This is a genomic window from Reyranella sp. (genome assembly GCF_965279625.1).
Taxonomy (GTDB): domain Bacteria; phylum Pseudomonadota; class Alphaproteobacteria; order Reyranellales; family Reyranellaceae; genus Reyranella.
Map to the genome: position 1 here is coordinate 2660851 of NZ_OZ257251.1, position 21783 is coordinate 2682633.

General features: G+C 65.5%; 27 protein-coding genes. 14 read left to right on the top strand and 13 right to left on the bottom strand.

Annotated features, from left to right (window positions below; translation table 11 throughout):
* The first annotated feature begins 3 nt into the window (after positions 1-3).
* Entirely contained in the window at positions 4-1941 is a 1938-nt protein-coding gene (locus ACQY78_RS12980; protein ID WP_428686098.1) for an HWE histidine kinase domain-containing protein, read from the top strand.
* A 142-nt stretch (positions 1942-2083) separates the two neighbouring features.
* Here the strand turns inward: ACQY78_RS12980 and ACQY78_RS12985 are convergent, their stop codons facing one another.
* Entirely contained in the window at positions 2084-2746 is a 663-nt protein-coding gene (locus tag ACQY78_RS12985) for a methyltransferase domain-containing protein (protein WP_428686099.1), read from the bottom strand.
* Positions 2747-3039: 293 nt separating this feature from the next.
* Here ACQY78_RS12985 and ACQY78_RS12990 point away from each other — a divergent pair, with 293 nt between their 5' ends.
* Positions 3040-3231, top strand: coding sequence for a hypothetical protein (locus tag ACQY78_RS12990; RefSeq protein WP_428686100.1), 192 nt, complete (start codon positions 3040-3042; stop codon positions 3229-3231).
* Here ACQY78_RS12990 and ACQY78_RS12995 read toward each other — a convergent pair.
* Positions 3228-4556: a histidine-type phosphatase gene (locus tag ACQY78_RS12995; RefSeq protein WP_428686101.1), complete on the bottom strand. Its 1329-nt coding sequence runs from the start codon at positions 4554-4556 to the stop codon at positions 3228-3230. The two genes, ACQY78_RS12990 and ACQY78_RS12995, sit on opposite strands and share 4 nt — an antisense overlap.
* Before the next feature lie 73 nt (positions 4557-4629).
* On the opposite strand from ACQY78_RS12995, the gene ACQY78_RS13000 reads away from it, so the two are divergent.
* Genes ACQY78_RS13000 through xth form a run of 3 tightly spaced genes read left to right on the top strand, consistent with a single transcriptional unit; the run spans position 4630 to position 7679 of the window.
* Positions 4630-5010 (top strand): hypothetical protein, encoded by a 381-nt coding sequence (locus tag ACQY78_RS13000; RefSeq protein WP_428686102.1) that lies wholly within the window; start codon positions 4630-4632, stop codon positions 5008-5010.
* 37 nt (positions 5011-5047) lie between these two features.
* Positions 5048-6904, top strand: coding sequence for an ABC transporter ATP-binding protein (locus ACQY78_RS13005; RefSeq protein WP_428686103.1), 1857 nt, complete (start codon positions 5048-5050; stop codon positions 6902-6904).
* Positions 6905-6908: 4 nt separating this feature from the next.
* Complete coding sequence (gene xth, locus ACQY78_RS13010; protein ID WP_428686104.1) at positions 6909-7679, top strand: exodeoxyribonuclease III; 771 nt, start codon at positions 6909-6911, stop codon at positions 7677-7679.
* Between the two features lie 84 nt (positions 7680-7763).
* Here xth and ACQY78_RS13015 read toward each other — a convergent pair whose 3' ends face one another.
* The gene (locus ACQY78_RS13015; RefSeq protein ID WP_428686105.1) at positions 7764-8105 is read right to left on the bottom strand and encodes a hypothetical protein; all 342 of its coding nucleotides are present in this window, start codon (positions 8103-8105) and stop codon (positions 7764-7766) included.
* 67 nt (positions 8106-8172) lie between these two features.
* Complete coding sequence (locus ACQY78_RS13020; protein ID WP_428686106.1) at positions 8173-8595, bottom strand: OsmC family protein; 423 nt, start codon at positions 8593-8595, stop codon at positions 8173-8175.
* A gap of 144 nt (positions 8596-8739) precedes the next feature.
* On the opposite strand from ACQY78_RS13020, the gene ACQY78_RS13025 reads away from it, so the two are divergent.
* Together ACQY78_RS13025 and ACQY78_RS13030 are read left to right on the top strand one after the other, a co-directional pair.
* The gene (locus ACQY78_RS13025; RefSeq protein WP_428686107.1) at positions 8740-9663 is read left to right on the top strand and encodes a hypothetical protein; all 924 of its coding nucleotides are present in this window, start codon (positions 8740-8742) and stop codon (positions 9661-9663) included.
* A gap of 26 nt (positions 9664-9689) precedes the next feature.
* Positions 9690-10664 (top strand): Bug family tripartite tricarboxylate transporter substrate binding protein, encoded by a 975-nt coding sequence (locus ACQY78_RS13030; RefSeq protein ID WP_428686108.1) that lies wholly within the window; start codon positions 9690-9692, stop codon positions 10662-10664.
* Positions 10665-10668: 4 nt separating this feature from the next.
* Here ACQY78_RS13030 and ACQY78_RS13035 read toward each other — a convergent pair whose 3' ends face one another.
* Positions 10669-11253: a hypothetical protein gene (locus tag ACQY78_RS13035; RefSeq protein ID WP_428686109.1), complete on the bottom strand. Its 585-nt coding sequence runs from the start codon at positions 11251-11253 to the stop codon at positions 10669-10671.
* Positions 11254-11274: 21 nt separating this feature from the next.
* On the bottom strand, positions 11275-11736 hold the full coding sequence (locus tag ACQY78_RS13040; RefSeq protein WP_428686110.1) for a hypothetical protein: 462 nt from the start codon (positions 11734-11736) through the stop codon (positions 11275-11277).
* 142 nt (positions 11737-11878) lie between these two features.
* Here ACQY78_RS13040 and ACQY78_RS13045 point away from each other — a divergent pair, with 142 nt between their 5' ends.
* Complete coding sequence (locus ACQY78_RS13045; RefSeq protein ID WP_428686111.1) at positions 11879-12028, top strand: hypothetical protein; 150 nt, start codon at positions 11879-11881, stop codon at positions 12026-12028.
* 83 nt (positions 12029-12111) lie between these two features.
* The gene (locus tag ACQY78_RS13050) at positions 12112-12282 is read left to right on the top strand and encodes a hypothetical protein (protein ID WP_428686112.1); all 171 of its coding nucleotides are present in this window, start codon (positions 12112-12114) and stop codon (positions 12280-12282) included.
* A gap of 11 nt (positions 12283-12293) precedes the next feature.
* On the opposite strand, the gene ACQY78_RS13055 is transcribed toward ACQY78_RS13050, so the two are convergent.
* From ACQY78_RS13055 to ACQY78_RS13070, 4 genes are all read right to left on the bottom strand, one after another.
* Positions 12294-13196 (bottom strand): carbohydrate ABC transporter permease, encoded by a 903-nt coding sequence (locus ACQY78_RS13055; protein ID WP_428686113.1) that lies wholly within the window; start codon positions 13194-13196, stop codon positions 12294-12296.
* On the bottom strand, positions 13189-14145 hold the full coding sequence (locus ACQY78_RS13060) for a carbohydrate ABC transporter permease (RefSeq protein ID WP_428686114.1): 957 nt from the start codon (positions 14143-14145) through the stop codon (positions 13189-13191). Before ACQY78_RS13060 ends, ACQY78_RS13055 begins: the two co-directional genes overlap by 8 nt.
* A 65-nt stretch (positions 14146-14210) precedes the next feature.
* Positions 14211-15542 carry an ABC transporter substrate-binding protein gene (locus tag ACQY78_RS13065; RefSeq protein ID WP_428686115.1) on the bottom strand — a complete coding sequence of 444 codons (1332 nt, stop codon included), beginning with the start codon at positions 15540-15542 and terminating at the stop codon, positions 14211-14213.
* Positions 15543-15587: 45 nt separating this feature from the next.
* Complete coding sequence (locus tag ACQY78_RS13070; protein ID WP_425068135.1) at positions 15588-16640, bottom strand: ABC transporter ATP-binding protein; 1053 nt, start codon at positions 16638-16640, stop codon at positions 15588-15590.
* Positions 16641-16848: 208 nt separating this feature from the next.
* Between ACQY78_RS13070 and ACQY78_RS13075 the strand changes: the two genes are divergently transcribed.
* The 5 genes from ACQY78_RS13075 (at position 16849) to ACQY78_RS13095 (ending at position 19843) form a co-directional block, all read left to right on the top strand.
* Positions 16849-17247: a DoxX family protein gene (locus ACQY78_RS13075; RefSeq protein WP_428686116.1), complete on the top strand. Its 399-nt coding sequence runs from the start codon at positions 16849-16851 to the stop codon at positions 17245-17247.
* Between the two features lie 105 nt (positions 17248-17352).
* Positions 17353-18336 (top strand): tripartite tricarboxylate transporter substrate binding protein, encoded by a 984-nt coding sequence (locus ACQY78_RS13080; RefSeq protein WP_428686117.1) that lies wholly within the window; start codon positions 17353-17355, stop codon positions 18334-18336.
* 13 nt (positions 18337-18349) lie between these two features.
* Positions 18350-18688, top strand: coding sequence for a Lin0512 family protein (locus ACQY78_RS13085; protein ID WP_428686118.1), 339 nt, complete (start codon positions 18350-18352; stop codon positions 18686-18688).
* A 13-nt stretch (positions 18689-18701) separates the two neighbouring features.
* A complete protein-coding gene (locus ACQY78_RS13090) occupies positions 18702-19046 on the top strand; it encodes a Lin0512 family protein (RefSeq protein WP_428686119.1) in 345 nt (114 codons plus the stop codon).
* Positions 19047-19060: 14 nt separating this feature from the next.
* Positions 19061-19843: a glutathione S-transferase family protein gene (locus ACQY78_RS13095; protein WP_428686120.1), complete on the top strand. Its 783-nt coding sequence runs from the start codon at positions 19061-19063 to the stop codon at positions 19841-19843.
* Between the two features lie 7 nt (positions 19844-19850).
* On the opposite strand, the gene ACQY78_RS13100 is transcribed toward ACQY78_RS13095, so the two are convergent.
* From ACQY78_RS13100 to ACQY78_RS13110, 3 genes are all read right to left on the bottom strand, one after another.
* Positions 19851-20075, bottom strand: a complete 225-nt coding sequence (locus ACQY78_RS13100; protein WP_425068140.1) for a hypothetical protein — start codon at positions 20073-20075, stop codon at positions 19851-19853.
* Positions 20076-20142: 67 nt separating this feature from the next.
* On the bottom strand, positions 20143-20670 hold the full coding sequence (locus ACQY78_RS13105) for a UGSC family (seleno)protein (protein ID WP_428686121.1): 528 nt from the start codon (positions 20668-20670) through the stop codon (positions 20143-20145).
* Between the two features lie 10 nt (positions 20671-20680).
* Positions 20681-21736 carry a hypothetical protein gene (locus tag ACQY78_RS13110; RefSeq protein ID WP_428686122.1) on the bottom strand — a complete coding sequence of 352 codons (1056 nt, stop codon included), beginning with the start codon at positions 21734-21736 and terminating at the stop codon, positions 20681-20683.
* Between the last annotated feature and the right edge of the window lie 47 nt (positions 21737-21783).

Here is a 21783-nt window from a genome sequence, read left to right on the forward strand (position 1 = left end):
CCCATGGACAAGGTCAACATCCTGCTGATCGACGATCAGCCGGCCAAGCTGCTGAGCTACGAGGTCATCCTCGGCGAGCTGGGCGAAAACCTGGTGAAGGCCAACTCGCCGCACGAGGCGCTCGGCCTGCTGCTGAAGCTGGAAGATGTCGCGGTCGTGCTGATCGACGTGGTGATGCCGCAGATCGACGGATTCCAGCTCGCTGCCATGATCCGCGAGCATCCGCGCTTCCAGAAGCTCGCCATCATCTTCGTGTCGGCGGTGCAGATTGCCGAGACCGACCATCTGCGGGGCTACGAGATCGGCGCCGTCGACTATGTGACGGTGCCGGTGGTGCCGGAGGTGCTGCGCGCCAAGGTGCGGGTCTTCATCGAACTGTATCGCAAGACCCGCGAGCTCGAGGCCATGAACCGGGAACTCGAGAAGCGCGTCGCCGAGCGCACCGCCGAACTCGAGGCCCAGACCGAGCAGTTGCGCCAGAGCGAGGAGCGGCGTTCGATCGCGCTCAGCGCCGGCGACATGGGTTCGTGGGAAGTCGATATCGTCTCCGGCCACGTCGAATGGGATGACGGACCCTATCGGATCTTCGGCGTCGACCGCACCACCTTCGAGCCCACCGTCGCGCGCATCGAAGCGCTGATTCACCCCGAGGACCGCGAGAAGAATGCGGTCGCCACCATCGTCGCTGCGGGCGAAAACCGCTTCCAGGTCGAATTCCGAATCATCCGCCCGAGCGGTGAGGTCCGCTGGTGCTATGGAGCCGGGGTGATCTCGCGCGATGCCGAGGGCAATGCCGTGCGCATGAACGGCGTCACCGTCGACATCACCGAGCGCAAGCGCGCCGAGGAACGCCAGCTCGTGCTCGCGCGCGAGGTCGATCATCGCGCCAAGAACATGCTTGCGGTCGTCCTGTCGGTGCTGCGCCTCACCAAGGCCAAGAGCACGCCGGAGTTCGTGTCGACGGTCGAGGGCCGCATCCACGCCCTCGCCGCCACCCACAATCTCCTGTCGGCGACCCGGTGGCAGGGCGCCAATCTCAGCCAGATCGTCGACGAGGAGCTGGCGCCCTACCGCACCGATCATCGCCAGCGCATCGAGTCGGGCGGTCCCCCGGCCATGCTGCTGCCCGCGACCGCGCAGGCCGTGGCGCTGGCGGTGCACGAGCTCGCCACCAACGCCGCCAAGTACGGCGCGCTGTCGACCGACACCGGCCACCTTCGCCTCGTCTGGACGCTCGACGACGAGGCACTGGTGGTCGACTGGATCGAGACGGGAGGACCGCCTGCCCGCGAACCCAAATCGCTGGGCTTCGGCCTCTCCATCGTGCGTTCCTCGATCGAGGCGCAGTTCCGCGGCGGCGTGCTCTACGACTGGCGGCCGGAGGGGCTGAAGTGCCGCCTCTCGATTCCCCGTGCCCAGATCGTCGGCCCGACGCCCGGACAGAAGCCGCGGACGGAAGGCCCGCGCGAGAGTCCGAGCCGCCGGACGCGAAGCCTGACGGGTCGCCGCCTCCTCATGGTCGAGGACGAGGTGCTGGTCGGCATGATGGCCAAGCGCATCGTGGAGGATCTTGGCGCCACCGTGATCGGCCCCTATGGCGGCCTGGCCGACGGACTGGCGGCGGCTCACAATGAACGGTTCGACGGCGCGCTGCTCGATTTCAATCTTGCGGGAGAACTCGCCGATCCGCTCGCCGACCTGTTGATCGCGCGCGGCGTTCCGTTCGTGTTCATCACCGGATACCAGCGCGACAGCATCGATCGTCGCTATGCCAACGTTCCCGTCCTGCCCAAGCCGCTCGAAGCCGAGACGCTGGAACGCGTGCTGGTGTCACTGCTCCAGCCGCCCACGCGCGGCACCGCCGACTCGCGGAGCGCCGAGCCCGATAACAAAGGGAGTGGGATTCCCACAGGATCCAAGGCTGATTCCTGTTCAGCCTGACATAGAGAGCGGCAGGCCACGGCGCGGCCTGCCAAACCCGTCATCTAGGGGGACGCCAAATTGGCACCCTATCTTGCGGCCATCCGAAGCAATCAGCCCGGATACCGCCCGCGCCGGAATTTGGCCTTAGCGCAGCTGGTTCTCACCCCTTCCGCGCGGCAGGCTTGCGAGCTGCGACCCAGGTGTGGACTGGCCACTTCTTCTCATTCCTGATCGCCAGTTCATATATGGGGTTTCCCGCAACTTCGGGGACTTTGCGCCCACGATAGCCGAGTTGCATGTAAGTCCAGGCTGCGCGATTGCCCCACCCGCCGGCTTTGATCACTTCGGCCCCGGCCTGCTTCATGAGCAATTCGAGAGACTGGGGTGTAAAGCGCCAAAAATCCAAGGGAAGCATATGCATGAAATTCATGAAGCAACTCGTGTGGACGATCACTCCTCCCGGCTTAGCGACTCGCACGCTCTCAGCGACTGCCCGAAAGGGGTCTCCTTCAACGTGCTCGAGAACCTGGTCCGACACAACAAAATCAAAACTTGCATCCTCATATGGAAGCGCGAGCATGTTGACCTCCGGATAGGCTGTTATGATGCGCTTAGCCAAAACGGTTCCCATCACCTCCGCCAGCGGATGTGAGTGCGAAATGCACAGGCACGTCTTGGACGCGTCATCTTCGGCCAGGACGAGATTCTCCAGCGCCATATGCATACTGACACGCGTTATGTGCGTTCGAGCTGGCCCGCGCTTGTCCGCCAATGCAAATTCTATCAGCGCCTTTGAGAGTTCAGTGTCCTCGGGTGCAAACATACAGCATCAGCCCTTTCCAAAGAAATCTCGATACCAGATCGTGCCCGGTATCCATCTTGATCTCAAATATTAGTCAACGAAGGGTTCACGAGGAACCTTGCCGTGAAGACCAGCCAGCACCTTGCCATCACGATCTTCCGCGCCAAGGGCGGCACCGAAAATCCGCGAAACAGGGCGAAGTCGAGGCGGTTCCCGGTGTAATCGAGGTCTGCACCCTCAACTTTTGCAGCAGCCTGCCGTTATCACCATCCAACACGGAGGTGATACGAAACATGGCGAGAGACATTCGAACTATGCCCAGAGGCCTGATCGCGCCGCTTACCCAGGCCGCTCTTGCTTCACTGCGTGCGCTGGCCGAAGGCACGGCCCCCTCGATGCCGCATGAGCATCGCGCACGCCTCCTTCACCTCGCTTTGATCGAGACGGCCGCGGAGGGCGATGCCATCACGGCGCTCGGTCGCGAACGCCTGATCTCCGATCGCTAGTAGTTGCCGCCCGTCGCCGTGACGCAGCCAGGGGCGACCGCCGCCTTCACGATCTTGATAAACGTGTCGAGCGGGCAGGCATTGTTCACGAGGTCCGCGGAACAGGCCGGCAAGGCGACCTGCACCATGCCCGGCGGATCGCGGTAGTTGAGCGGCGCGCGACGGCGTATCTCGTCCAGCGTCTGCGCATAATAGGCGATGCGCACGAAGCGCTTCCCGGTCCTCATTTCATGGAACTGCTCGAACGCCAGCGCACCGCCCGGCGAGGCTTCGCCCGGGAGGAAGCCGGGTATCTGCCAGGTGAGATCGAGCAGCGCGGCCACGTTGTGGATGTTGCTGTCGTGGCCGACCAGAATTCCGAGGCGCACCGGCTGGCCGGTGGCGGCATGGCCGGGGAAACTATGGCCGTTGACCAGGATGGCGCCGATCAGCGACAGCAGGTTCGATCCGCGCTGCTGGGCGATCGGCTTGGTCTTCTGGGTCAGATCCTGATCGAGCTGGTGGAGGGTGAGAAGTTCGCTCAGCGTCGCATCGTGGGCCAGCCGCCCCCAGGCGACCTGATCCTTGGGCAGGCCCTCGGCCGACTGCATGAGGAAGTTCTCGGCGGCGGTCGAGGCATAGCCGATCGGACCGCGCAGCCGAACGCCGTCCTCGGTGCCGCTCGCGATGCTCGACGGCATGCCCGCTTCGCCGCAGCTTCCGCCTCCCGCCGACCGGGTGGCGTCGGCCGGGCACAGGACAGACTGCATCATGGAGAGCTGTCCGCCGTAGTCGCGCTGCACCGATGCGAAGCTGCCGCCCAGACGCGCCAGGATGGCCGCCCGGTTGGCCGCGAGATCCATCGGGCAGGATGCCGTCGCCTGCGGATTGAACAGCGGATCCGGCACTGTGAAGTTCGCCTGGTTGCGCAGCGGCAGGTTGGTGCAGCGCGGATACATGCCGGCGAGGATCGCGGCGCCCGAGGTGCGCGTGCGCTGCGAGAGATCGGTCCAGGCAGCCACCGTGCCGGCGGTCGGGCAATCGTCGGCCTGGACCAGCCCGCGGCCGCCGTAGAGCACGCGATAATAGCCGCCCATCAGGCGCATCAGCTCCTCGCCACGCGGCGACAGGAAGCCGGGTTCGACCGGCCAGGAGGGCCAGGGTGTTGCACTATATTTGTCGAGCTGCTCGTTGGTGGCCGTCGGCGAGCGCACGCCGTGCCGATTCAGCAGGACCGCACGTTCGATCTGCCAGCCCGGCGGGGTCGGCAGAAGTTCGGCGCTGGCCGGCATCAGGGCCGCCAGAAGCGTGGCAACGAGGACGACGGTAAAAACGCGAATGCTCATGGTACTCCCCCGGAGGCCGCACTATGCCGTCTCCGGGTCCCGCGCGTCATCCATTCCGTGCTAGAATTCACCCATGCCCGTCCAGTGGACGATCTCGCATCCCGACCGCCTGGTCGTCGCCGTTGCCAAGGGCAAGGTGACGGTGGCCGACATCGAGCGTTATTTCGCCGGCGTCACCGCCGAGGGCGCGATGGGCTATCGCAAGATCTTCGAGATCACCCACACGCCCGAGGCGCTGAGCGACGAGAACCTGCGGGCGTTGGGCGCGCGGGTCGTGCTCTATGCCCAGCATGGACAGGTCGGGCCGCTGGCGATCGTCGCCGCGTCCGACACCAGCTTCGGCCAGGCAAAGACCTTTGCCGCCGCCGCGACAGCCCGGCGCCCGCTCGCCATCTTCCGCGAACTGCACCTCGCGCGGCAGTGGCTGGATGCACAGTCCCTGCCAGATGACTGAGCCGGAACCAGCACCCCGTCGCCGGGGTTGAGCCGGGATGCCTTCACCGTCGACGATCAGCGCCAGCTCATTCCGCGAGCGCGTCGGCGCGCTCAGGAACCTGCGGCCCTTCCTCGCCATGGTCTGGGCCACCAGCCCGCGGCTGACCGCCGCCACCATCGCGCTGCGCCTGATGCGCGCCCTGCTGCCGGTCGCCACGCTCTACATCGGCAAGCTGATCATCGACGACGTCGTGATGCTGGTGCAGCTGCAAGACAAGCCGACGACCCTGCCGCAATGGCTCGACAGCGGCCATCTCAACCGGCTCGGGCTCCTGCTGGGGGCCGAGTTCGCGGTGGCGGTGCTGGCCGACGTGCTGGGGCGCATCGTCTCCCTGCTCGACGGGCTGCTGGCCGAGCGGGTCAGCACCAGCTCGAGCGTGCGTCTGATGGAGCATGCCGCGACGCTCGACCTCGAGGATTTCGAGGATGCCGAATTCCAGGACCAGCTGGAGCGGGCGCGACGCCAGACCAGCGGCCGCATGACCTTGATGAGCCAGCTGTTCTCGCAGGCCCAGGACCTGGTGACGGTGGCGAGCCTCGCCGCCGGTCTCATCGTCTTCGCGCCCTGGCTGATCGTGCTGCTGCTGGTGGCGCTGGTGCCCGCCTTCCTCGGCGAGGCGCATTTCAATGCCAAGAGCTATTCGCTCGATTTCGGCCGCACACCCGAGCGGCGGGAACTCGACTATGTCCGGCAGACCGCCGCCAGCGCCGAGACCGCCAAGGAAGTGAAGATCTTCGGGCTGAACGGATTCCTGATCGATCGCTATCGGCGCCTCGCGACCTCGTTCTACGAGGCCAACCGCCGCCTCGCGCTGCGCCGTGCCGGCTGGGGCGGGCTGTTCACCACCATCGGCACGATCGGCTATTATTTCGCCTACGCCTACATCGCGTGGCGCACGCTGACCGGCGAATTCTCGGTCGGCGACCTGACCTTTCTGGCCGGCTCGTTCCGCCGCCTGCGCACGCTGCTCGAATCGCTGCTGAGCGGCTTCTCCTCGGTGGCCGGCCAGGCGCTCTATCTCGACGACCTCTTCTCCTTCTTCGAGGTCCAGCCGGAGATTCACTCGCCGGCCAATCCCCTGCCCTTTCCCAAGCCGATCCGCGACGGCTTCGTGTTCGAGGATGTCGGCTTCATCTATCCCGGCGCCGAGCGCTGGGCGGTGCGCCACCTCTCCTTCACCCTCAAGGCCGGCGAGGTCGTGGCGCTGGTCGGCGAGAACGGCGCCGGCAAGACCACGCTGGTCAAGCTGCTGACGCGGCTCTACGATCCCGACGAAGGCCGCATCCTGCTCGATGGCCGCGACCTGCGCGACTATGGGCTCGACGAGCTGCGCGGCAGCATGGGCGTCATCTTCCAGGACTTCGTCCGCTACAACCTGCCGGCCGGCGACAATATCGCGGTCGGCCGGGTCGAGGCGCGCGACGACCATGAGCGCATCGCGCGCGCCGCCGGCCGCAGCCAGGCCGACGAGGTGATCGCGCGGCTGCCCCGCGGCTACGACCAGATGATCGGCAAGCGCTTCAAGAACGGCGTCGAACTGTCCGGCGGCGAATGGCAGAAGATCGCCATCGCCCGCGCCTACATGCGCGAGGCCGAGGTGCTGATCCTCGACGAACCGACCGCCGCCCTCGATGCCCGGGCCGAATTCGAGGTGTTCCAGCGCTTCAAGGAGCTGAGCAAGGGCAAGACCGCGGTGCTGATCTCGCACCGCTTCTCGAGCGTCCGCATGGCCGACCGCATCCTGGTGCTGGCCGAGGGCAAGGTCGAGGCGCAGGGCACGCACGAGGAGCTGGTGGCGCAGGAAGGCCGCTATGCCGAGCTCTTCGAGCTGCAGGCGGCGGGATACCGCTAGCGACATGAAGATCGCCACCTTCAACGTGAACAACGTGAACCGGCGCCTGCCCAACCTGCTGGCCTGGCTGAAGCGTGCGAAGCCCGACATCGTCTGCCTGCAGGAACTCAAGGCGGCCGACGAGGCCTTTCCCGCGGCCGAGCTGCGGCGCGCCGGCTATCACGCCGTCTGGCAGGGGCAGAAGACATGGAACGGCGTCGCCATTCTCGGGCGCAGGGCCGAGCCGGTCCTGACGCGAAAGGGCCTGCCCGGCGATCGCAGCGACGACCAGAGCCGCTACATCGAGGCAGCGGTGAAGGGGCTGATCGTCGGATGCCTCTATGCACCCAACGGCAATCCGCAGCCGGGCCCGAAGTTCGACTACAAGCTCGACTGGCTGCGCCGCCTGCAGCGCCACGCGACATCCCTTCTGAAGAGCGGCGTGCCCGTGGTGCTGGCGGGCGACTACAATATCGTGCCGACCGATTTCGATATCTATTCGCTGCGCTCGTGGAAGGACGATGCGCTGGTCCAGCCGGCGCCACGGGCGGCCTTCGGGAAGCTGCTGGCGCAGGGCTGGACCGACAGCCTGCGCGCTCTCCATCCCGACAAGCCGATGTACACGTTCTGGGACTACAAGCGGCATCGCTGGGAGCGCGATGGCGGCCTGCGCCTCGACCATCTGCTGCTCAGCCCCAATCTCGCCGCGCGCCTGAAGCGCGGCGGTGTCGATCGGGAAGAACGCGGGCGCGAAAGCCCCAGCGACCACGCGCCGGCCTGGATTGCGCTGAAGTAGGGATTGTGGTCGTTCTTTCTTCGGCGCTCCCGGACATTGCCAAGGCAATGTCCTGCCGCTTCGCGGGCTGAGCTTCGCTCAGCCCTACATCGCCGGCGGAAGCTCGTTCAGCGCCTGCTTGGCGATCGGCATCATCTTCTCGCAGAAGTCCTTCTTGTTCTTCTCCGCTTCCTTTTCCATCGTGTCGTAAGTCTTGTCGAGCTTGCGGTCCGCGATGTTGAGCTGCTTCTCGGCCCACGCGATCCAGAATTCGAGGCGCGTCTCTTGGTCCTTGGTCATGTCGAGGTCGCAGGTGTCGACGGCAATGGAAACGGCGTAGAGGCCGATCACCATCTTCTCCGCGTCTTCCTTCTTGAGCGTCTGGGCGGAAGCCGCCACGAGTGGCAGGACCACCAACGCAAGCGAACAGGCGAACTTGCGGATCATCTAAAAAATCTCCCCCGGCTTGCGGGGCGCCGCTCCATGCGGCGCACCCGATCTTGAGAGCCGGAACCTACTTCAAAGTCTTGTGGAGCGTAATCTCGGCGTTGAGCAACTTGGAAACCGGACAACCTTTTTCGGCCGCCTCGGCGAGCTTGTCGAAGGTCGCCTGGTCGAGGTTCGGCACCTCGGCGACCAGGGTCAGGGCCGACTTGCTGATCTTGAAGCCCGGACCGTCCTGGTCGAGCGAGACCGCCGCCTCGGTCTCGAGCAGGGTCGGCGTGAAGCCCGCCGTCTGCAGCTGGAACGCGAGCGCCATGGTGAAGCAGCCGGCATGGGCGGCGGCGATCAGTTCTTCGGGATTGGTGCCCTTCTCGCCCTGGAAACGGGTCTTGAAGGAATAGGGCGTTCCGGCCAGGACTCCGGAATCGCTGGTGAGGCCGCCGGTGCCGTCCTTGCCCGTGCCGCGCCATTCGGCCTTTGCCTTACGGATCATCTGTCGTCTCCTTCGGGTGGTCGATGACGCACCATGCCCCGACCGTGTGACAGAAGCGATTCCTCCCTTGGTATAGGAGCGGCGGGCGGTCTGCGCCCGTGAGTGTCCGTGCTATCTTCGGCCATCGGGTGAGGAGACGGGTTCATGCGGGTAGTTTTCGCGGCGCTGGTGTCGGCGCTGCTGCTGATCGGTTTTGCGACCGGCTCCTGGGCGCAGAACGGGCTGGAGCGTTTCGAGAAGGAGATCAAGCCCCAGTTCGAGCTCAAGACCCTGAGCTATGCCAGCGCCCAGCCGCTGGGTGCCTCGGGCTTCGTGCTGAACGACGTCGTCGCGATCGTTCCGGCCAACGCCGCGACGGGCGACAAGGAAAGCACCATCAAGATCGACAAGGTGACGGTCGAGGAACTCGACTTCGATCGCCTCAGGAAGGACTCCAAGGACGATCGCGCGCCGCGGTTTGCCAGGCTCAGGATGGAGGGCATGACGGGCGACGACGAGATATTCGCCGCCCTCGAACCCTACGGCGTCCCCAAGGTGCCGTTCGACATCGCGCTCGATTACCGCATCGACACGGCCGCCAAGGTCCTGACCCTCAACATGCTGGAAGTGACCTTGCGCGGTCAGGCGCGCTTTGCCCTGTCGATGATCGTGGACGGGGTGAGCGACGACACCGACATGGACACCGCCAAGGACGAGGGCCGGCTGCGCAGCGCCTCCTTCACGATCGACGACAAGGAACTGCTGGGCAAGCTCGTCCCCGCCGTCGCCAGCGAGGAAGGCATCAAGCCCGAGGAACTGATCACGACCGCGCTCGACGCGCTGGCCGGCTTCGCCCAGGCGCAGACCGGCGAGACGCTGAAGGCGCTCGACGCCGTCTCCTCCTTCATCGCCGACTGGAAGGCGCCCAAGGGTCCGCTGGTGCTGGGCTTGAAGCCGACCAAGACCGCGGGCCTGCAGGACCTCGACAAGATCATGGTGCCGGATGCGCTCTCGACCCTGTTCGGCTTCACCGCGACCTATCCCGGCGCGCGAACCGGCGCGGCGAAGGCAGGCTCCAAGGGCAAGTAATCAACCAAGACGTCAAGGGAGGAAACATGAAGCGGCGTACCCTTCTGGCCGGCACGGCGATGCTGCCGTTCGGCCTTCCGGTTCAGGCCCAGGAGGCCTATCCGTCGCGGCCGATCACGATGATCGTGCCTTTCCCGCCCGGCGGCGTGGCCGACATCACGGGCCGGCCGACGGCGCATGTGATGGGCAAGCTACTGAAGCAGTCGGTGGTCGTGCAGAACAAGGGCGGCGCCGGCGGCGCGGTGGGCACGGCACAGGCCGCGCGCGCGGCACCGGACGGCTACACAATCCTGATGGCGCTGTCGTCGATCTCGGTCCTGCCGGTGGCCGATCGCCTGCAGGGCCGTGCGCCCGCCTACGAGCTCGACCAGTTCGCGCCCATCGCCCTGATCAGTGCCGATCCCACGGTGCTCGTCGTGCGCGAGGACGGGCCCTACAAGACGCTGAGGGATCTGGTCGAGGCTGCGAAAGCGAAGCCCGGGACGATCAATTATGGATCGTCGGGCGTCTACGGCACGCTTCACGTGGCCATGGAAATCTTCGCCGATGCCGCGGGCATCAAGCTGTTCCACATTCCCTATCAGGGCGGCGGACCGGCGGTCGCAGCCCTGCTGGGCGGCCAGATCGACGCCCTGGCCTCGGGCCCGTCGGCGGCGATGGGGCAGATCAAGGCCGGCAAGATGCGGGCGCTCGCGGTGTGGGGCGACAAGCGCCTCGCCTCCATGCCCGACGTGCCGAGCATGAAGGAACTGGGCTACGACGCCACCTTCTACATCTGGTCGGGACTGTTCGCGCCGGCAGCGACGCCCGCACCGATCCTGGCGACATTGCGCGATGCGGTGAAGCGCACGGCCGACGACCCGGAGTTCAAGGAGGCCATGGCGAAAGTCGAGACGCCGATCGCCTATCTCGATGCGGCGGAGTTCAAGACCTTCCTCGACAAGGATGCTGCACGGCTGAAAGTCGCGGTGGAGCGAATCGGCAAGGTACCCGAGCAGTAGCCGGCTATAGCTTCGCGTAGGGCCGGCGCAGGCGCTCGATATCGGACTGGCTGGGCGTATAGGGCTCGGCCTGCGGATCGAAGCGCGTCCACCCAGCGGTACGATAATCGGTCTCGCGGGCGACGTAGTCGATCGGGCGATGCTGGTCCATGATGAGGAGCACGCGCTGCTCGTCGGCTTCCGACGTTCGCATGCTCACCATCGTGCCGCCGCGGCGCACCGCTTCGCAGTAGACCTCCGCCTCCCGCTGCGGCACGCCGGACGACACGAGAGCGCCGACCAGGCCGCCGGTCGCCGCGCCCGCAACGGCGCCGACTGCCGTCGCCGCCAGGGCACCGGCCGCCACGACCGGCCCCAGCCCGGGAATGGCGATCAGGCCCAGGCCCGCCAGCAAGCCCGCCGTGCCGCCGAGAGCGGCGCCGATTCCCGCACCGGCGCGTGAAGGTTGCTCGCCGCGCAGCGTCTCCTCGCAGACGTACCGGTTGGCGATGATGTTGATGTCGGATGAGGGTGCGCCGGCAGCCTCGAGATCGGCGACGACGTGCCTGGCCTGCGCATACGTGTCGTAGACGCGCGTGATCGTCTTCACGATGAACCTCCTGCTGAACTGCTAGTGCGAAACCACGTTGCCCTTGAAGTCGATGGCAACGTTCACCGGCGCACCGCCCTTGCGGGCGGTTCCGCGCCAGATGCCGTCAGCGTCCTTGGAGAGTGTCGCAATGTCGGTGTAGCCCGCAGCGACGGCGCGATCCTGGGCCTGCGCCTCGGTAAAGGAGTTGGCACCCTTCAACGGCGCACCAGGGTCAGGCGCTTGGGCCTTGAAGACGTCGCCTCGGCAGGCCTGCATGAAGGCGTCCTGGGTGATGCGGCCGTCCTTGGGCTCCGCCTGCGCCCGAATGCGGATGTAGGCAATGTAACGGTCGGCCTCCGGGCCGGCGATCACGCCGTCCTTGTCGACATCCGCCTGCGCCCACTCTGCCGCGCACCCGGCCTCATCTGCGGCGAACGCGAATGGTGGTGCGGCGGCCAACGCCGCCGCCAGGAACGTCGTTACTGCAATCGAGCGGACCATCGAAATCTCGGAAACCAATTGCTTCTCGAACGGTGCATCTTCAGTCCAAGAAACGGCAGAACGTGCAACCCCGTTCCCGCAGCTGGCGTTTTGTAAGTAGCGGTCGCCATTCCGGCGGGCGCGGCGAACATGGAGAAACACCATGAACGACCAGAAGCAGAATCCCTCCCAGCAGCAGGATCGCGATCGCCAGCAGCGCGAGCAGGTCCAGCGCGAACAGCAGCAGAAGCAGAACCAGCAGCCCAACCAGAAGCCTGGTCAGCCTCAGCAGCCGCAGAACAAGGACCACTAGTCCTTGACGCCTCGAAGCAGAATGCCCGCCTCAAGGCGGGCATTCATTTTGGGGCCAGAACGAACAAACAGGAGAGGTTTACGATGACGTACCAGGCCGCCGATCCGCCGCGCGAGATTCCGTCCGTTCCGCCCGCGCCGGGCAAGGTCGATCCAGTGCCACCGGAAATGCCGGCGCAGCCCGACATGCCGATGCCGGAAGATCAGCCGACGCCGGTCCCTCACCCGTCGGGTCCACCGAGCCCGATCGCCTGAGGCGCGAAGGTTTACTCCTTCACCGCTCCGGTGAGGGAGGAGACGTAATAGTCGACGAAGAACGAATAGAAGATCGCGACCGGCAGCGAGCCCAGAAGCGAGCCCGCCATCAGGGACCCCCACTGGTAGACGTCCCCTGACACGAGCTCGGTCAGGATGGCGACCGGGACGGTCTTCTTTTCGCTGCTCTGGATGAAGGCCAGCGAGTAGATGAACTCGTTCCATGACAGGGTGAACGAAAAGATGCCGGCCGAGATCAGGCCGGGTATGGCAAGCGGCAGCGTGATGCGCCGCAGGATCTGCAGGCGCGTCGCGCCGTCGATCAGCGCGCATTCCTCGAGTTCGTAGGGGATCGACTTGAAGTAGCCGATCAGCAGCCACGTGCAGAACGGCACCAGGAAGGTCGGGTAGGTCAGGATCAGCGCCAGCGGCGTGTCGAACAGGCCGAGCTGGTAGACCGTCGTCGCCAGCGGAATGAACAGGATCGACGGCGGCACCAGATAGGCGAGGTAGATGCCGAGGCCGACATACTGGCTGCCCCTGAAGCGCAGGCGCTGGATGGCGTAGGCCGCCAGCACGCTGGAGAACAGCGACAGGAAGGTCGCGCAGAAGGCCACGCCCATCGTGGTCAGCAGCCACTTCGGGTACGCCGTCTGGAACAGCAGCTTGTAGATGTGATCGAGCGTCGGGCTGCCGATCAGAAACGGATTGTAGGTCTTGTAGTCGTACAGCTCGGCGTTCGGCTTGAAGGCCGTGATCGCCATCCAATAGAACGGAAACAGCAGGATGATGACGAAGCAGATCAGCGGAACGTAGATCGTCACCATGCGACGGCCGCGGCTCTCCCAGACCATGTCGTCGGGAGGCGCGGTGGCATTGGTTGGCGTCAGCGCCTCTGTGGCGACGTTAGTCATTGGCCTCTCCCTGCTGCCACTTGCGGCGCGCGAGTGCGAAGTAGCTGAACAGCGTGGCGAACACGAGGAACGGGATCATGGCGACGGCGATCGCCGCGCCCTCGCCCAGCTCGCCACCGGCGATGCCGCGCTGGAAGGCGAGCGTCGCCATCAGATGGGTCGAGTTGATCGGCCCGCCGCGGGTGATCGCATAGACAAGCTGGAAGTCGGTGAACGTGAAGATGATCGAGAAGGTCATCACGATCGCCAGGATCGGCAGCAGCAGCGGGAAGGTGATGTAGCGGAAGCGCTGCCAGGCCGTGGACCCGTCGAGCAGGGCGGCCTCGTACAGCGATGGCGAGATCGTCTGCAGGCCGGCCAGCAGCGAGATCGCCACGAACGGGATGCCGCGCCAGATGTTGGCGGCGATCAGCGACCAGCGCGCGGGCCAGGTCGTGCTCAGGAAGTCGAACGGCTTGTCGCGGATGCCCACCACGTCGGTGGCGAGATAGGAGATGATCGAGAACTGCGGGTCGTAGATCCACCAGAAGGCCAGCGCCGACAGAACGGTGGGCACGATCCACGGCAGCAGGATGATGGCCCGCAGCAGGTTCTTCATCGGCAGGTGCCGGTTCAGCAGCAGCGCGAGCCAGAGGCCCAGCGCGAACTTTCCGAACGTCGCGACGGCCGTGTAGAAGACGCTGTAGAACACCGCCGTCCAGAACTGCGGGTCCTCCAGCAGGTACTCGAAGTTATCGAGACCGATCCACTTGCCGGTACCGCCGATCTTGGTGTCGGTGAAGGACAGCCAGATGCCGAGGCCCAGCGGATAGGTGAGGAACACCATCAGCAGGCCGCAGGCCGGCAACAGGCACATGAAAATCAGGAACGCCTTGTTGTCGAACAGGCGCGCCAGCCAACCCTGCTGTATTCGGGTCCGGTTCCAGTCGGTCATCGTGGCGACGGTCATCTTCCCTCCGGAGAGCGGGAAAGCGGCGCGACCGTGGTTCGGTCGCGCCCTTTCCGAACTACGCCTTAGCGGTAGTAGCGGCGCGTGCGGCGCTCCGCTTCCTTGGCGGCATCGGCCGGCGTCGCCTGGCCCGCGGCCACCGAGGCGAACATCTGGACCAGGATGTATTCGGCCGCGACCGTGCCGGCGGCCTGGGTGATCGGACCCTTGTAGCCGCTCCAGAAGCGGTTGTTCATGGTGTTGCGATAGATCTCGATCTTGGGATCGCTCGTCCACACCTTGCTCTTGTCGTAGGCATTGAGCGGATGCGCCCAGTAGCCGAGGCAGCCGGTCAGCCAGGGATCGTACTGCTCGGCCTCCATCATGAAGGTGAGGTAGGCCTTGGCGGCATTGGGGAACTTGGTGTGCTTGAACACCATCGCGTTCAGCACCGTGGCGCTCATCGGCGTCGAGCTCGCCACGCCCTGGGTCAGCAGCGCGTGCTCGGTGTCGTCGGCGATGGCCTTGGTCGCCGGATCGTTCTTCAGCGCGAAGTACATCGACACGCCGTTGGCCGTGAAGAACAGCTCGTTCGACGCATAGGCCCGGTTGTTGCTGATGTCGTTCCACGACATCGTGCCCGGGATGAAGGTCGGATAGAGCTCCTTCATGTAGTTGAGCGCGTTGACCGTTTCCTTGCTGTTGATGGTGACCTTGCCGTCTTCGTCGACCAGCGAGCCGCCATGGGCCCACAGCATCCAGTTGGCGAAGCCGTTGGCGTCGCCCACCGCGTTGCCGAGCGCGAAGCCGGCCGGCTTCTTGATCTTCTGGAGCTGCTGGCAGAGCTTCAACAGGTCGGGCAGCGTGGTCGGCACCTTGTCGAATCCGGCTTCCTTCACGGCCGAGGCGCGGTAGACGAGCGGGCCGCCGGTGCCGCCCATCGGCAGGCCGATCCAGTTGTTGGTCTTGGCCCTCTTGCCGAACTTCTCGCCGAGGAACATCCAGCCGCCATACTTCTTGCCGAGATACTCCGCGACGTCGCTGAGTTCGACCACCTTGTCGGCGTAGATGTGCGGATCCTCAGCCCAGCCCAGGACGACGTCGGGGCCGGCGCCGGTGTTGGCCGACACGGCGGTCTGCTGGCGGATGTCTTCCCAGCCCACGAAGTCGACCTTGACCTCGACGCCGGTCTCCTTGGCGAACTTGGCGCTATTGGCGCGAAAGATCACTTCGTCCGGCTCGACGAAGCGCGCCGGGCGTATCAGGCGGAGCGTCGCGCCCTTCTCGATCGGCAGCTTGGGCGCGGGCACGTCGGCCTTGGGGATCTCCGACTGGGCGTTGGCTGCGCGGCCCATCGCCATCGCCGCCGCCGCGGCACCGAGAATGATCGACTCACGCCGCCTGATGATGAACGCCATTGTTTCCTCCTTTGTTGATTATCGTCTGTCTTTTTTTCCCCGTTCTCAGAGGCGCTGGCCCGACTGCTGGTCGAACAGATGGACCAGGGCGGGATCGGGCCTCACGGGCAGGATCTCGCCGGGCTTCGCCGTAACACGTTCGCGGAAGGCGCCGATCACCGGCTGGCCGCCGATCTTCATCAAGACCTGGGTCTCCGATCCGGTCGGCTCGACCACCTGGACGGTGGCCGGAATGCCGCCGGGATCGAGCATGAGATGCTCGGGCCGCACACCGTATACGGCGGGACCGTCGGCCGGGCGGCTGCCATTGGCGGGCAACGGCCAGGCCGTGCCGTCCTCCATGCGGAGCGCGCCGTTCGAGACGGTGCCCTTCACCATGTTCATGGCCGGCGAGCCGATGAAGCCCGCGACGAACAGGTTGGCCGGCCGGTCATAGAGTTCGAGCGGCGCGCCGATCTGTTCGATATGGCCGTTGTTCATGACCACGATCTTGTCGGCCATGGTCATGGCCTCGATCTGATCGTGCGTGACGTAGACGGTCGTGACCTTGAGCCGCTGGTGCAGCTCCTTGATCTCCGAGCGCATCTGGACGCGCAGCTTGGCGTCGAGGTTGGAGAGCGGCTCGTCGAACAGGAAGACCTGCGGGTTGCGCACGATGGCGCGGCCCATGGCGACCCTCTGGCGCTGGCCACCGGAGAGCTGGCGCGGGAAGCGATGCAGGAGCTGCTCGAGCCCCAGGATCCTGGCGGCCCGGCCGACTTCCTCGTCCATCACCGACTTCGGTGCCTTCGCGAGCGTCAGCGAAAAGGCCATGTTGTCGTAGACGGTCATGTGCGGGTAGAGCGCGTAGTTCTGGAACACCATCGCGATGTCCCGGTCCTTGGGCGGCACGGTATTGACCACCCGCCCCCCGATCGCGATCTCGCCCGACGTGATGTTTTCCAACCCCGCCAGCATGCGAAGCAGGGTGGACTTGCCGCACCCCGAGGGGCCGACCAGCACCACGAACTCGCCATCGGCGATGTCGACACTGACGCCATGTAGAATTTCTACAGGCCCGAACGCCTTCCGCACGGTGCGGACTTCGACCGTCGCCATTCTTCCTCCACACGCGCGGCCTCGGGCCGCTTATTGCTTGTACTTCTGCCGGTTCTTTCGACCGATCGTGCCTGATCATAGCAAAGCCCGAGCGAAGTGCGAGGACTACTGACGAGATGGTGACCGGGTTACCGAGCAACCGCTTGTCGAAAAGCCGCGCGCCCTTCAGGATGGCCAAAGTGCGTTTTATTTTTGGGGAATTGTCGCAATGAATTTCGATGCTCTCGGCACTTCGTGGGCGCCGCGCCTGCTCAGCGTCCTGCGAATCATCAGCGGCCTGCTCTTTCTCCAGCATGGCACGGCCAAGTACCTCAAGATTCCGGTCGTCCCGATGTTCGCCAACGTCAATCCGATGTCACCGCCGGGCATCGCCGGCATCCTCGAGCTGGTGGGGGGTGTGCTGCTCATCCTCGGCCTGTTCACCCGCAGCGTCGCCTTCATTCTCTCCGGCCTGATGGCGGTCGCATACTTCATGGCCCACGCCCCGCGCGGCTTCTTTCCGATCCTCAACGCCGGCGAGCTTGCGATCCTCTATTGCTTCGTCTTCCTCTACATCGCCGCGGCCGGCCCCGGCCCGTGGAGCATCGACGCCGCACGCCGGAAGTAGCGCTTAACGCGCCTTCGCCGAAACGCTATGGAACGAACGGACGGCTGCCTCGTGCAGCCGTTTCGATGTGTGCAAGACTTAAGAAGAAAAACAGGAGGAGCGTTCATGTCCCAGCCGGTCTCGATCAGCCGCCGCCGCTTTGCCGCCCTGGCCGGCGCGACGGCGCTCACCGCGCCAATGCTGGCGAACGCCCAGCCCCGCTGGAAGCCCGAGAAGCCGATCACGATCTACAACCCCTTCGCCGCGGGCGGCGTCACCGACGTGCACATGCGCCTGCTCGCCGAGGCGGTGGGCAAGATCCTGGGCCAGCAGATCATCATCGACATCAAGCCGGGTGCGGCCGGCACGCTGGCGCCGGCCATGCTGCTCAACGCCAAGCCCGACGGCTACACGCTGGCCGTGATGAGCATCAACACGCTGCGCTATCCGCACTATCAGCAGACCAACTGGAATCCGCTGACCGACTTCACCTACATCACCGGGCTCTCGGGCTACACGATGGGGATCGTCGTACGCTCCGATTCTCCGTGGAAGACCTTCCAGGACATGATCGCGGCCGGCAAGAAGGACCCGGACAAGTACAATTACGGCACCTCGGGCGTCGGCGGCACCGGCCAGCTCATGATGATCGAGGTCGAGCAGGCGACCGGCGCGAAGTTCACCCACGTCCCCTACAAGGGTGGCGCGGAATGGATGCAGGCGCTGATGAGCGGCGAGATCCAGTTCATCGCCGACGCCGCCCAGTGGGCACCCTTCGTCGACGACGGCAAGTGCCGCGTCCTGGCCTTCGCGACTGAGAAGCGCATCCCGCGCTATCCCGACGTGCCGACGATGATCGAGCTCGGCGTGAACGTCGTGGGCCAGAGCCCGTACGGCCTGCTCGGCCCCAAGGGCATGGCGCCGGAAGTCGTTGACACGCTCTACCAGGCCTTCAAGCAGGCCTCGACCGAACCGAAGGTGACCGAGTATCTCGCGAAGTTCATCCAGGTACCGTGGGACAAGAGCCCCGCGGAGTTCCGCGCCTTCGCCGAGAAATACTATGCCGACGTGAAGCCGCTGCTCATCAAGGCGGGCCTCGCGAAGCCCTGAACAGGAGAAAGCCATGGCGTTGAAGAAGGTGGCCCTCGAGATCGGCATGGGCACCGATATCCGGGGCGGCGACTACACCAAGGCGGCAGTCCGCGCCCTGCGTGACGCGCTGTGGCACAACTCGCTCACGATCGCGACGGCGCTCGGCAAGTCGAGCGACGACATGGTGGTCGAGGTCCTGATCGGCGTGCCGCAACCCGACCAGGTCGACACCGCGCAGGTGCTGGCGGTCCTGCCGCACGGCACCGGCACGGTGAAGGTGGTCGAGGGCGGCCTCGAGATCGACAACGAAGCCGGCACGGACAAGACGGTGATCGCCCAGGCGGCCGCCATCGTCCGCCTCGACCTGTAAGGGAGCCAAGCCCATGACCGCCAAGCGCGTGATCCTCGAACTCGGCACCGGCAACGACCTGCACGGGGGCGACTATACCAAGGCCGCGCTGCGCGCCGTGCAGGACGCCCTGCACCATTCGTCGCTCGCGATGATCCGGACCCTCAAGATCGACACCAAGACCGGCATGTTCGTCGACGTCACGATCGGCGTGCAGCAGCCTGACAAGGTCGACGCAGAGAAGGTGAAGGCCTCCCTGCCCCACGGCATCGTCACGGTGAAGGTGGTCAAGGGCGGTCTCGATATCGCCGATCCCGAGAACAACGATCCGGCGGTGATCGCCAGCGCCGCCATCGCGGTCCGGATGGAGATTCCCTGAACGGAGTACGCGCCATGCTGCTCTACGAACATCCGCTCTCGTCCTACGCCCAGAAGGTGAAGATCGCGCTGCGCGAGAAGGGACTCGACTTCACGGTCGAGACACCCGCCGCGCTGGGCACCGGCACGGCCGGTGGCGCATTCGCCGCCGCCAGCCCGCGCAACGAGGTGCCGACCCTGATCGACGGCGAGGCGCGCATCTTCGATTCGACGATCATCCTCGAATATCTCGAGGACAGGTATCCCTCGCCGCCCCTGCTGCCGCGCGATCCGGCGGCACGCGCCGAGGCGCGGATGATCGAGGATCTCTGCGACACGCTCTACGAAGCGGTGAACTGGGGCCTGAGCGAGATCCGCTGGTTCAAGCGCGCCGAGGGCGAGCAGGCGGAGAAGATGAAGGCCACCGCCGCGCAGCAGACCGCCCAGTTGCAGGCCTGGCTTGCCGACAAGCTCAGCGACCGGCCCTGGTTCAACGGCGAGAGCTTCGGCTGGGCCGACCTCAGCGTGGCGCCCTACCTCAATCGCTCGTTCTTCTATGGGTTGGGAACGCCGGCCGGCTCAGCGCTGGCACGGTGGCGGGACCGGCTCATCGAACGGCCGTCGGTCGCGGCGACCTTCCGGGAGTTCGAGGCGGCGGCCGCCGGCATGGCAACCGCCCACGAGCGCCTCGCGTCGGGACAGATCCGACGCGAGTATCGCGATCATCGCCTGGAATGGATGATGAAGTCGGGCGGTCAGCAGGTTGTTCTCGACGGACTCGCCAGGAACAACATCCGCTTCACTTGGCCGCTGGGCTGAAGAAGCCTCACCCGCGCGCGGCGCGGCCCATGAACAGGAGGCCGGCGCCGGCGATCACCGCGACGATGCCGGCAATGGTCGGAATGGGAATGGTGCGCTGTTCGTCGGCCGTGACCTTGAGTGGACCGGCGTCGACGATGGTCTTGCGTTCGGTGAAAGAGATATTGTCGATCGCCAGGCCTGCGATGCCGATCGCGATCAGAAGAACACCCAAAATTGCCATCGGCTTCATGCCGTAAACTCCCCTATGGTTCCCCGGACAACGCAAAAAGTCGTCCGGGGTTGCCCGAGTGGGGAATTCAGGCCTTGGGCCGCACCAGCATCGCCAGGCCCTGCTCGATGGCCGTGCGGGCCATGTCGCGGAGCTGGTCGTCGGTGGCGCTGCTGACCGGATGGCCGATCTGGGCGAAGGCATAGCCCGGCATGCCGAGCACGCGGCTCATCATGTCGGCAGCACTTGCGAACCGGGTCGTCATCACGCTGAACGCGGGAACGTCCAGTCTTTCAGCGGTAACTGAGTCGTGCAGACTGCACGATGAACAGCTGCCTCAATCCCCCAGGCCGGAGACGACGGCATCCCAGCCCTTGATCTCCGCCACGATGTGGGGATCGGCCGGCGCGCTGTAGTTCGACTTTGTGCGGCTCACCACCTGGGCGACGCCGTATTCCTCGCGCAGGATCTGATCCAGGTGCTTGAAGAAGCCCTTGGTGCCTTCCTTGCCGTTCGAGATGAAGCCGATCGTCTTGCCTTCCAGCGTGTCGAGCCGCGGGGCGAGCTGGCCGGCGGGCGGGGCGGTGCCCGGCGTGGGGTCGAGAACTTCGAACATGTGTTTCCTCTTACTTCTTGGGAGGTTCGCAATCGACGCAGACGCCGATCGGCAACGTCACGGCATAGCTCTTGTTGCCGAGCCAGGGCGGGATGACGGCGCCGAAGCCGCCGGCCGGTCCACCCGCGGCCACGACCAGAAGCTGGTCGGGGGAATCCATCGCGGTATAGACGCTGTCGCCGCGGTCGCGGACGACGGCGCCCTTGCCGACATCGGCCCATTCGCGGCGATGGATGCGGGCGCGCTCATGGATGAAGGTCGCGATGTCGGCCTTGGTCCAGCCGCCGGCCTGCAGATGCTCGCGCAGCTGCTTGGGGATGATCAGCGCGTAGTTGCCGGGATGGATCGAGTAGTGGCGCATGTTGGCGCGCATCTCGGCCGCGAAGGTTTCCAGGATCTCCTCCGGCTTCGTGGTCCATTCGTTCATGAGCTGGCGCGGCGCGCCGGCCGCCAGCACAGTCACGGAGGACGCGCCCTTCGGCACGCCGCGATGCTCGGCCAGCGGCAACCAGCTCGTGTCCTCCTCGTCCTCGGCGACGCAGTAGCTGAACTTGCCGGGATGGCCGAGTGTGGAACGGTCGATCACGCCCGGTCGGTCATCCAGCAGGTTGATCAGGCAAAGCCGGATGGCGCGCCCGATGACCGCCGTCGCCCGGTCGGAATTGGCGAGCGCATTGAACGAGCCGCTGGCGCCAATCTCGAGCCGGATCGGCCCGTTCAATATGATCAGCACCGCGCAGCCGCCCGTGCTCGCCGTCGCGCCATGCATCAGGAATTCTTCCTGCATCATGGCGGTCCAGGCCGTCACGACGACCGGGAAGTGCATGGGCAGGCAGCCCGCCATCACGGCGTTGATCGCGAGCTTCTCGGCGGTAATGGCGAGGCCGCGCACCGGCTCGATGCCGATCAGCTGGTCGGGCGGCATCATTACCCATTCGAGGCACGCTTCTACGGCCTCGCGCGTCGGCGGCACGATGGGCAGACCGTCGGTCCAGCCGTTGGAATGATAGAGTTCCTGAACCGCCGAAATGCTGTCGGCCGAATAGGATCGGGATGCAAACTGCACGCTGTTTCCTCCACCGCTCCGGGCACATGACACCGGGCGGCTTCCCG

Coding starts and splice junctions, on each gene's coding strand:
- ACQY78_RS13095 (WP_428686120.1), top strand. CDS start 19,061: ATGCTGCTCTACGAACATCCGCTCTCGTCCTACGCCCAGAAGGTGAAG.
- ACQY78_RS12985 (WP_428686099.1), bottom strand. CDS start 2,746: ATGTTTGCACCCGAGGACACTGAACTCTCAAAGGCGCTGATAGAATTT.
- ACQY78_RS13020 (WP_428686106.1), bottom strand. CDS start 8,595: ATGATCCGTAAGGCAAAGGCCGAATGGCGCGGCACGGGCAAGGACGGC.
- ACQY78_RS13040 (WP_428686110.1), bottom strand. CDS start 11,736: ATGGTCCGCTCGATTGCAGTAACGACGTTCCTGGCGGCGGCGTTGGCC.
- ACQY78_RS13065 (WP_428686115.1), bottom strand. CDS start 15,542: ATGGCGTTCATCATCAGGCGGCGTGAGTCGATCATTCTCGGTGCCGCG.
- ACQY78_RS13070 (WP_425068135.1), bottom strand. CDS start 16,640: ATGGCGACGGTCGAAGTCCGCACCGTGCGGAAGGCGTTCGGGCCTGTA.
- ACQY78_RS12995 (WP_428686101.1), bottom strand. CDS start 4,556: ATGAGCATTCGCGTTTTTACCGTCGTCCTCGTTGCCACGCTTCTGGCG.
- ACQY78_RS12990 (WP_428686100.1), top strand. CDS start 3,040: ATGCCCAGAGGCCTGATCGCGCCGCTTACCCAGGCCGCTCTTGCTTCA.
- ACQY78_RS12980 (WP_428686098.1), top strand. CDS start 4: ATGGACAAGGTCAACATCCTGCTGATCGACGATCAGCCGGCCAAGCTG.
- ACQY78_RS13100 (WP_425068140.1), bottom strand. CDS start 20,075: ATGAAGCCGATGGCAATTTTGGGTGTTCTTCTGATCGCGATCGGCATC.
- ACQY78_RS13060 (WP_428686114.1), bottom strand. CDS start 14,145: ATGACCGTCGCCACGATGACCGACTGGAACCGGACCCGAATACAGCAG.
- ACQY78_RS13075 (WP_428686116.1), top strand. CDS start 16,849: ATGAATTTCGATGCTCTCGGCACTTCGTGGGCGCCGCGCCTGCTCAGC.
- ACQY78_RS13015 (WP_428686105.1), bottom strand. CDS start 8,105: ATGATCCGCAAGTTCGCCTGTTCGCTTGCGTTGGTGGTCCTGCCACTC.
- ACQY78_RS13030 (WP_428686108.1), top strand. CDS start 9,690: ATGAAGCGGCGTACCCTTCTGGCCGGCACGGCGATGCTGCCGTTCGGC.
- ACQY78_RS13000 (WP_428686102.1), top strand. CDS start 4,630: ATGCCCGTCCAGTGGACGATCTCGCATCCCGACCGCCTGGTCGTCGCC.
- ACQY78_RS13055 (WP_428686113.1), bottom strand. CDS start 13,196: ATGACTAACGTCGCCACAGAGGCGCTGACGCCAACCAATGCCACCGCG.
- ACQY78_RS13090 (WP_428686119.1), top strand. CDS start 18,702: ATGACCGCCAAGCGCGTGATCCTCGAACTCGGCACCGGCAACGACCTG.
- ACQY78_RS13025 (WP_428686107.1), top strand. CDS start 8,740: ATGCGGGTAGTTTTCGCGGCGCTGGTGTCGGCGCTGCTGCTGATCGGT.
- xth (WP_428686104.1), top strand. CDS start 6,909: ATGAAGATCGCCACCTTCAACGTGAACAACGTGAACCGGCGCCTGCCC.
- ACQY78_RS13080 (WP_428686117.1), top strand. CDS start 17,353: ATGTCCCAGCCGGTCTCGATCAGCCGCCGCCGCTTTGCCGCCCTGGCC.
- ACQY78_RS13085 (WP_428686118.1), top strand. CDS start 18,350: ATGGCGTTGAAGAAGGTGGCCCTCGAGATCGGCATGGGCACCGATATC.
- ACQY78_RS13005 (WP_428686103.1), top strand. CDS start 5,048: ATGCCTTCACCGTCGACGATCAGCGCCAGCTCATTCCGCGAGCGCGTC.
- ACQY78_RS13050 (WP_428686112.1), top strand. CDS start 12,112: ATGACGTACCAGGCCGCCGATCCGCCGCGCGAGATTCCGTCCGTTCCG.
- ACQY78_RS13045 (WP_428686111.1), top strand. CDS start 11,879: ATGAACGACCAGAAGCAGAATCCCTCCCAGCAGCAGGATCGCGATCGC.